Genomic DNA, 8,901 nt, shown 5'->3' with positions numbered 1-8,901 from the left:
GGGCCGGGCACCAGGCCCTCGGTTCTCGGTTCAGGCGGAGCGCCGGCGCCGGCTCCCCGCCGTCACACGATGAGCTTCAACGCCTCCAGCGCCAGATCCTTGCTCAGGGTCCCGCCGAACTTGTAGCTGCCGGGCTCGGAGCAGGCCTTCTCCTGCCACTCCTGGCTGTGGACCCGCGCGGTCACACAAACACTGCCCTCACCGACGCTGACCCCCAGCCCCCGCATGAACGCGTCTTTGTCCGGGGTGCCGATGTACAGGTCCTTCAGGTTCTCGACGCTCTTCCACGCCGGTTCCCAGTCCGTGTTCTCGATGAACCCGTTGGCGCTCACCCGTTCCGTGCCGGACACGGCGATGTTGATGCTCTCGATGGGCCGGTCCTGGCCTTCCGTACCCGAGGTGAGGCCGTCGCAGACCGGGTCCTGCCAGCCGGTGCCCCGTACGTAGGCCCGGTAGCAGATGTGCCGGCCCGGGGTCTGTTCGTTCAGCTTGGTCACGGCGACCGCCGCGGTGTTCTCCACCGGCTCGGTCTCCTCCTTCTCCTTCTCCTTCTCCTTGTCGCCGCCCGACCCCCCGGCGTCCTCCTCCGCGGGCCCGGCCGGCGGCGCCTCGGGCGTGCTGGGCGCGGGGGCGGGCGGTTCGGCCGAGGGCAGGCTCGGCGGCTTCGACGGCTCCGCGTCGGGTATCGCACGGGCCGCGACCGACGGGGCCTGCTCCCGGGCGAGGCTGCGCAGCCCGGGCTGATACGCGAACCAGAGCACGGCGAAGGTGATCGCCAGTGCGAGGAGGACGCTCGTCAGGGTGGCGAGCCACAGGGGCAGGAAGCCCCGCTGCACATAGGTCCCCTCCGTGTCGAGCTGAGCCGTTCCCGAGCGCTGGAGAGCCAGTGAGTACGGCCGTTCCTGCTTCTGGCCGAGCCAGATGATCTGCCGGGGCTTGAGCTTCGCGTCCACGAACGCGGCGCGGCCCGGCTCGATCCGCACACTGGCGGGTGCCACCTCGTAGGAGAGCGCGTCGCTGGTGTCGCTGCCGGAGAGGGAAGCGGTGAGGGGGGTGTTACCGAGGTTGTCGATGGCCAGCTTGGGCCGGCCGCGGAACCGTCCCTTCACGGTCGGCGGGACCAGTTCGGTCCGTACCTCCGTGAACGGGGTGAAGTTGATGTTGCCCTCGGCGACCGTGGTGGAGTCGGACTGCTCGGTCGGGACGACCTGCACCCCGTACGGATGCGGCCCGGCGGTCGCGTCCGGGGTACGGGGCGGCGCGAAGGTGAGCTGAAGGGTGCCCGTGGTCCCTGGGAAGAGGCGGATGGATGAGGGTTCGACGGTGACGTACGGGGCAACATCACCGACGGGAACGAAGTGGTATTCGTCGACGACATCACCGGTGTTGCGTATGCGCAACCGCACGGTGGTCGTGTCGCCAGGGGCCACCGTGGTGGACGCGGGCTCAAGAGAAGTCCAGAGGCTCACGCGCTGACGTTAGCGGGCGCGCGGGCGCCCGTCAGGTAGCGCACGGGCGAAGTATTCTGCCCCGGCGACCAAGGACTATGCCTTCCGTTCCCTGTCGTGCTGGGGTCGACAGCACCCGTACTCGTGAGTAGCCGCGCCGGTGGGCGGCCGGCGCGCGGACGGTGAGCGGCGGTACGGGTGGGGGTGTCCGTGCGCCGGCCGACGGCTCTGGGGGAGACTGGGACCGTACGACGCCCCCGGCCCCACCCGGCCGGGAAAGCCCCCGACAGGAGCCGACCCGCATGCCCCGCCTCGCTCTCTACGCCCTCGCCGTCTGCGTCCTGACCACGGCAGCGGCCGTGGTCTCCTTCGTCCAGGGCCAGTGGCTCGGTGTCGTGTGGGTGCTGCTCGCGGGGCTCTCGTCCAACATGGCCTGGTACTACGCCCGCAAGGCGAAGGCGGACCGGGCGGCGGCCCAGCCGTAGGGCCTGACGCCGTGGTGCTGCGACGCCGTGGCCGGTGGCAGTGTGGCCGGCGGTTTGCCGTTCTGTCGTTGCCCGACGGTCCCGTCGTCGGGCGGCGCCGCTATCCGGCGGTCCCGCAGACGAATTCCTGGCGGCTCGTCCAGAAGCTGTAGAGGTTCCGGCCGCAGTACGTCTCCAGCTCCGAGACGCCCAGCGTGCGCAGCAGTGCGTCGATGCCGTTGAAGAACGCGACGTTCACCTCGGGGATGAAGAGGATGACGAAGACGGCGAGCAGCCCGAACGGCGCGAACGGCTCCACCTGGCGGCGGACCTTGTGCGACAGCCAGGGCTCGATGATCCCGTACCCGTCCAGGCCCGGCACCGGCAGGAAGTTCAGCAGCGCCGCCGTCACCTGGAGCAGGGCGAGGAAGCCGAGCGCGTAACGGAAGCCCAGGGGGACGCCGGACAAGGCGTCCAGCCAGAACGGCGCCGTGCAGACGATCGCGAACAGCACGTTCGTCAGCGGCCCTGCCGCCGAGATCAGGCTGTGCTTCCAGCGCCCCTGGATCCGGCCCCGCTCGATGAAGACCGCCCCGCCCGGCAGCCCGATCCCGCCCATGATCACGAAGATGACGGGCAGCACGATGCTCAGCAGCGCGTGCGTGTACTTGAGCGGGTTGAGCGTCAGATAGCCCTTCGCGCCGATCGAGATGTCGCCGCTGTGCAGCGCGGTGCGGGCGTGCGCGTACTCGTGCAGGCAGAGCGAGGTGATCCAGGCGCCCGTGACGAAGAGGAAGACGCCGACCCTGAGGTCCGTCGCGAAGTCCGTCCACACCGCCCAGCCGGAGACCGCCGTGACGGCGACGATGCCCAGGAAGACGGGGGAGATCCGGCGGTCGCTGTGGCGGGAAGTGACGCTGCTCATAGGTGGGGCTCCGTGTCGTAGGTGGGGCTCCCCGGGAGGACGGGCTCGGCGGGCCGGGTGCGGCAGGACCGTACGGCCGGAGGCCTCCCCGACCGTACCGCCGACCTTCCCCGAACGTCCGACACGCGGAAAACGTCTCGCCCCCGGGCACGGTTCCGGGGAGGCTGGGCGCATGGCGCTGTGGACGATCCCGTACGACGACGGGCGACAGGACGAGCCGGGGGCAGAGGCCGGGGCGAAGGCCAAGGGCAAGGGAGACGGCAACGGCAACGGTGACGGTACGTGCGCGGCCGGTCGCCCGCCGCCGACGACCCGGGCCGCCCTCCGCCCTCCGCCTCCCGGCGCCACCGGATGCGAGGCGGTCCCGCTGAGCGCCGTCCCTGACAATGGGCCCATGCGCCCGCGCTACCGCATCCTCGGCCCCACCCTCGCCCAGCACGCCGACGGCACCCCCGCCGCGCTCGGCGGGGCCCGGCTGCGCGCGCTGCTGACCGTGCTGGCGTTGCGGCCCGGCCGTACCGTCCCGGTCGGTGTGCTCGTCGCGGAGGTCTGGGACGGCGATCCGCCCGCCGACGCGGTCGGCGCGCTCCAGGCGCTGGTCGGGCGGTTGCGACGGACCCTCGGGGCCCCGGCCGTGGCCTCGGAGAACGGCGGCTACCGGCTCTGCGCCCACGAGGACGACGTGGACCTCCACCGCTTCGGCGCTCTCGCCCGCGAGGGCGCGCAGGCGCTGGAGGCGGGCGACGCGGCCAAGGCCGCCGGTCTGCTGGACGACGCGCTCGCGCTCTGGCGGGGGCCCGCGCTGGCCGACCTCCCCGACCGCACGACGGAGGCGGCCCGCTGGGAGACCCGCCGCATGGAGGCCCGCAGGATCCGGCTGACGGCCGCGCTCGCGCTGGGCCTCGCGGAGGAGGCCCTGCCCGAACTGGTCGCGCTCTGCGGTGAGTTCCCGCTCGACGAACCCCTCCAGGCGCTACGGATCCGGGCGCTGCGCGACGCGTCGCGACCGGCGGCGGCGCTGGCGGCGTACGAGGAGGTGCGCCGCGCCCTCGCGGACCGGCTGGGCACCGACCCGGGCCCGGAGCTGCGCGCCCTGCACGGGGAGCTGCTGCGCGGCGGGAGTGGTGAGGCGAGCCGCGCCGGGGACGGCCCGCCGTCCGCGAACGGTGCGTGGGTGAACGGTGTACCGGCGAACGGCGCACCGGTGCCGGGGTACGCGGCCCCGCGCGCCCCGGAGATACCCACCGGCGCCGGACTCCCTGCCGCCGCCGGCGCCCGCACCCCCGGGCCCCGGCCCGGCAGCCCCGCTCCGCCGCACGCGCCCCGGCCCGCGCGCCCGGGGAACCTCCGCGCCCGGCTGACCAGCTTCGTCGGGCGCGAGGCCGACATCGAGGCGATACGGGGCGACCTCCGCGGCGCCCGGCTCGTCACCCTGCTCGGGGCCGGCGGGGCCGGGAAGACCCGGCTCTCGCAGGAGGCCGCCGAGCTGATGACCGGGGACTGGCCCGACGGCGTCTGGCTCGCCGAGCTGGCCCCCGTGGACGATCCGACGACGGTCCCCGAGGCCGTCCTCACCGCCCTCGGCGCGCGCGGGACCGTCCTGCGCGGCGCCGGGGCCGAGGAACTGCGCGCCGCCGACCGGCACGCCGGCGACCCGCTCGTCCGGCTGACCGAGCACTGCGCGCGCCGCCGCATGCTGCTCCTGCTCGACAACTGCGAGCACGTGATCGGCGCGGCGGCCTCGCTCGCGCACGAACTCCTCGCGCACTGCCCCGGGCTGACCGTCCTGGCGACCAGCCGGGAGGCGCTGGGGGTGCCGGGAGAGGTGGTGCGTCCGGTGGAGCCGCTGCCGCCGGACCCCGCGCACCGGCTGTTCGCGGAGCGCGGGCGCGCGGCGCGGCCGGCGTTCGACCCGGCGGACGACCCGGGGGCGGTGGCGGAGATCTGCCGCCGGCTGGACGGGCTGCCGCTGGCGATCGAGCTGGCGGCGGCGCGACTGCGCATGCTGACCCCGCGCCAGATAGCCGACCGGCTCGACGACCGCTTCCGTCTGCTGACGAGCGGGAGCAGGACCGTACTCCCGCGCCAGCAGACCCTGCGCGCCGTCGTGGACTGGTCCTGGGACCTGCTGGACGCGCGGGAACGCGCTGTGCTGCGACGGCTGTCCGTCTTCGCGGGCGGCTGCGGCCTCACGGCCGCCGAGGCGGTCTGCTCCGACGGCACCGGCACGGAAGCCGGCCTCGGGGCCCGCCCGTCGGTGCCCGCCGTCGACGCCCGGGACGTCGCCGGGCTGCTCGGCTCCCTCATCGACAAGTCCCTCGTCGTCGCCGGCCCCGCGCCGGACGGCACCATGCGGTACCGGCTGCTGGAGACCGTCGCGGAGTACACCGCGGAACGCCTCGACGAGGCCGACCGGTCCTGCGACGGCGGAGCGTCCGAGGGGCCCCGTGGCGGCGAGCGCGCGGCCACCGAGCGCCGTCATCTCGTCCACTTCCGGGAACTGGCCCGTACCACCGACAACGCGCTGCGCGGCCCCGGCCAGGGCACCGCGATCCGGCTGTTCCAGCAGGAGTACGAGAACCTGCGCACCGCCCTGCGCCGCGCCGTGGCCGGCGCCGACGAGCAGGAGACGCTCTGCCTCGTACTCTCCCTCGCCTGGTTCTGGCAGATGCTGGATCTGCGTTCCGACGCCCGCCAGTGGACGGAGGCCGCGGCGGCCCTCGGGCCCGATCCGTTCGCCCCGCCCGGGGAGCCGGCCCCGCCGGTCCTGTCGCGCTGCACGGACGCGCCGCCGCCGATGTCCCCCGACCTGCTCCAGGAGGCGCGGCGCCAGGTGCGGTTGATCGAGACGGTCAGCATGGACCACGACAAGGGCGACTGGCTCTCCCCGGAACGGCTCGCCTGGCTCGGCGTGGTGTCCACCGTCTACCGGCCGGGACTCCCGCAGACCTGCCGCTTCCCCGCCAACCTGTGGTTCTTCGCGATCATGCTCACCGGGAACGCCGAGAGCCTGCCGGTGGTGCTGAACGAGACCGTGCGCGCGTGCGAGGAGTTCGGTTACGAGTGGGAGCTGGCCGGCGCGCTCCAGATGCGGGCCAACGTGCTCGCCAACCGCGCCGAATGGGCGGGCGACGCGCGCGAGGACGCCGACCGCAGCCTGGAGATCTACGACCGGTTGGGTGACCGCTGGGGCGCCGCCGAGGCCCTGTCCGCCCGGGGCGAGGCCAGGGAGAAGCGCGGCGAGTTCGCCCTCGCCGCCGAGGACTACGCGGCGGCCGTCGGCCACGCCGAGGGGCTCGGCGCGCTCAGCCAGGTGACCCTGCTGCGCTCCCGGCTGGCGGGGACGCTGTTCGAGACGGGCCAGGGCGACGAGGGCGAGCGCATCCTCCGCGAGGTGCTGCTCGACGAGCGGGACGGCGGGCAGGAGTCGATGGCCGCCGCCCGGATCTTCCTCGCGCTGCGGCTGGGCCGTACCGGACGCCGCGACGAGGCCAGAGAACACATGCGTGTGCTGCTCGGCGTGTTCCGCAACGAGTCCCTGGACACGTTCGAGGGCTTCGTACGGAGCGGCCTGGCCTGGCTGGACTGTCAGGACGGCCGGTTCGCCGAGGCGCTGGAGGGCGTGCGCGCGGCCCTGGCGACGGCGCAGACCCCGCTGTCGCTGATGATCGCGCCCGAGATGGCCGTGGGGCATCTGCTGACGGCTGCCTGGGCGGTGGGCGGACTCCCCGGCGCCGAAGGGGGCCGGGGCAGGGACGCCGCCCGGCTGCTCGGCGCGTACGAGGCACTGCTCCCCGCCGCGCACTTCCGGAACTCCCTGGAGCGGGAGCAGTTCGCCGCCGCCGAGGCCGCCATCCGGGCCGTTCTCGACGGTCCCGCGTTCGACGCGGCGCGGGCCGAGGGCGCCGGCCTCTCCCTGGAGGAGGCCGCCGCCCTCGTCTGATCCGTGCCGCACCTCAGGTCACGACTTCTTACGGAACTTGGCCACCGCCAGGGGAGCCGTCACCGCCGTGATCGCCGCCGCCCACGCCAGCGTCATCCACACGGAGTGCGCCACCGGGCCCCCGTTGATCAGGTTGCGCGCGGCGTCCGCGAGGTTGGAGAGCGGGTTGTAGTCGGTGAACGCCTGGAGCCAGCCGGGCATCGTCGACGGCGGGGCGAAGATCGACGAACCGAACTGCATCGGCATCAGGACGAGCATGGCCACCCCCTGAACGGCCTGCGCCGTCTTCATGGTGAGTCCCAGCAGGATGAAGATCCACATCAGTGAGGCGCCGAACGCCAGGGAGAGACCGATGGCGGCGCCCAGGTCGAGCACCGACGTCTTGATCTCCATCCCGAGCAGGAAGCCCATGCCGAGCAGGATCGCTATGGCGACCAGCATGCGGCCGATCTCCACGACTATCTTCGCGATCAGTACGGAGGAGCGGGCGATCGGCATCGTACGGAACCGGTCCATGACCCCCTTGCGGAAGTCGTCGTTCACCCCCGAGCCGACGGCCATGGAGATGTTCATGCCCATCATCGCCATCAGACCGGGGACCACGTAGTTCACGTAGTCCTCGCGGCTGCCGCCGAGGCTCGCTCCCACCGAGCCGCCGAAGACGTACACGAACAGCAGCGTGAAGATGATCGGCATCAGCAGGACGTCGAACATCGACTCGGGGTCCTGCTTGATCTGCAGGGCGTTGCGGCGCACCAGCGCGCCGATGTGGCGCAGATTGGCGCGCAGCCCGATCCTGCCCTCGTCCGTGCCGGCGGCCGGAACGGCCCGGGAACCGGGGCCGCCGGAGGACGCGGAGGGTGCCGGGGCGCTCTTCGTGAGCCCGGGTCCGGAAGTGGGCGGTGTGGTGGCGGTGTTGGTCGTGCTCATGCCGCGACCTCCTCGGGCGTGGTGTCGGACGGGGTCGCGGAAGAGGACTTCTGGCCGGTGATGGCCAGGAACACCTCGTCCAGGCTGGGCAGATGGGTCCCTATGTGGGCGATGGCGAAGCCGCGCTCGGCCAGCAGGCCGATGACCGCGGTCAGTTGGCCGTCGCTCAGGATCGGCACGTACAGCAGCCCCTCGTCGGAGACGGACTGCGCGCCGGCTATCCCGTCGAGGCCGCTCTCGGTGACCGCCCGCGCCATGGCGGGGAGCTGGGCCGGATCCGCCGGCCTGATCTGGAGCGTACGGCCGCCGACCTTCGCCTTCAGCTCGTCCACCCCGCCGTTGGCGATGATCCGGCCGCGGTCGATGACCGTCAGCTCGTCGGCGAGCTGCTCGGCCTCCTCCATGTACTGGGTGGTGAGCAGGACGGTGGCCCCCTCGTCGACCATCCGCCGCACCTCGTCCCAGACCTCGTTACGCGTACGGGGGTCGAGCCCCGTCGTCGGCTCGTCCAGGTAGAGCACCGACGGCCGGCCGATCATCGACGCCGCCAGGTCGAGCCGGCGCCGCATCCCGCCCGAGTACTGCATCGCGGGCTTCTTCGCCGCCTCGGTGAGCGAGAAGCGCTCCAGCAGCTCGTCGGCGCGGCGCCGGGCGTCGGACCGGGAGAGGTCGAGCAGCCGCCCGATCATGTACAGGTTCTCCCAGCCGGAGAGCTTCTCGTCGACCGAGGCGTACTGGCCGGTGAGGCCGATCCTGCGGCGCAACTGGCGCGGCTGGCGCAGCACGTCGTACCCGGCGACCATGGCCGTGCCCGCGTCGGGCTCGACCAGCGTGGAGAGGATGCGGACGAGGGTGGTCTTGCCCGCGCCGTTGGGCCCGAGCACGCCGAGCACGGTGCCCTCGCGCACATCGAGGTCGACGCCGTCGAGAGCCCGGGTGCCCTGCGGTCCGCCGTACTGCTTGACCAGCCCCCGTACCTCGACGGCGTTGCCGGCCCGGCCGCCGTTGGGGTTCTTGCCGTATTTCGTCATGTGCCCCATCAGACCAGCTGCCACCGACAACCCGCCGACAGCCTGTGGATAACTCGTCGACAACCAGGTGGCGAGCGCTCGACAGCCCGCCGACGGGGGAAGATCGGCGGGCTGTCGTCGTGCGGGCAGTGGTCTTGGGGCCGTGCTCTCGGGCGCGGGG

At 73.0% G+C, this 8,901-nt stretch carries 6 protein-coding genes; 2 read left to right on the top strand and 4 right to left on the bottom strand.

The window, feature by feature from the left end:
• Window positions 1–62: 62 nt before the first annotated feature.
• Window positions 63–1,469 carry a hydrolase gene (locus ACFXPL_RS27105; protein ID WP_384924423.1) on the bottom strand — a complete coding sequence of 469 codons (1,407 nt, stop codon included), beginning with the start codon at window positions 1,467–1,469 and terminating at the stop codon, window positions 63–65.
• A gap of 281 nt (window positions 1,470–1,750) precedes the next feature.
• Here ACFXPL_RS27105 and ACFXPL_RS27100 point away from each other — a divergent pair, with 281 nt between their 5' ends.
• A complete protein-coding gene (locus tag ACFXPL_RS27100; protein ID WP_384924421.1) occupies window positions 1,751–1,933 on the top strand; it encodes a hypothetical protein in 183 nt (60 codons plus the stop codon).
• 100 nt (window positions 1,934–2,033) lie between these two features.
• Here ACFXPL_RS27100 and ACFXPL_RS27095 read toward each other — a convergent pair whose 3' ends face one another.
• On the bottom strand, window positions 2,034–2,837 hold the full coding sequence (locus tag ACFXPL_RS27095) for a site-2 protease family protein (protein ID WP_384924419.1): 804 nt from the start codon (window positions 2,835–2,837) through the stop codon (window positions 2,034–2,036).
• A gap of 394 nt (window positions 2,838–3,231) precedes the next feature.
• Between ACFXPL_RS27095 and ACFXPL_RS27090 the strand changes: the two genes are divergently transcribed.
• Window positions 3,232–6,780: a BTAD domain-containing putative transcriptional regulator gene (locus tag ACFXPL_RS27090; RefSeq protein ID WP_384924431.1), complete on the top strand. Its 3,549-nt coding sequence runs from the start codon at window positions 3,232–3,234 to the stop codon at window positions 6,778–6,780.
• Between the two features lie 18 nt (window positions 6,781–6,798).
• Here ACFXPL_RS27090 and ACFXPL_RS27085 read toward each other — a convergent pair whose 3' ends face one another.
• Complete coding sequence (locus ACFXPL_RS27085) at window positions 6,799–7,710, bottom strand: ABC transporter permease (protein ID WP_384924417.1); 912 nt, start codon at window positions 7,708–7,710, stop codon at window positions 6,799–6,801.
• The gene (locus tag ACFXPL_RS27080; RefSeq protein WP_384924415.1) at window positions 7,707–8,750 is read right to left on the bottom strand and encodes an ATP-binding cassette domain-containing protein; all 1,044 of its coding nucleotides are present in this window, start codon (window positions 8,748–8,750) and stop codon (window positions 7,707–7,709) included. The genes ACFXPL_RS27085 and ACFXPL_RS27080 overlap by 4 nt, the downstream gene beginning before the upstream one ends.
• Window positions 8,751–8,901: the final 151 nt, after the last annotated feature.

This window comes from Streptomyces sp. NPDC059092, from assembly GCF_042756365.1.
GTDB lineage: Bacteria > Actinomycetota > Actinomycetes > Streptomycetales > Streptomycetaceae > Streptomyces.
This window is presented reverse-complemented; position numbering and strand designations above follow the sequence as displayed.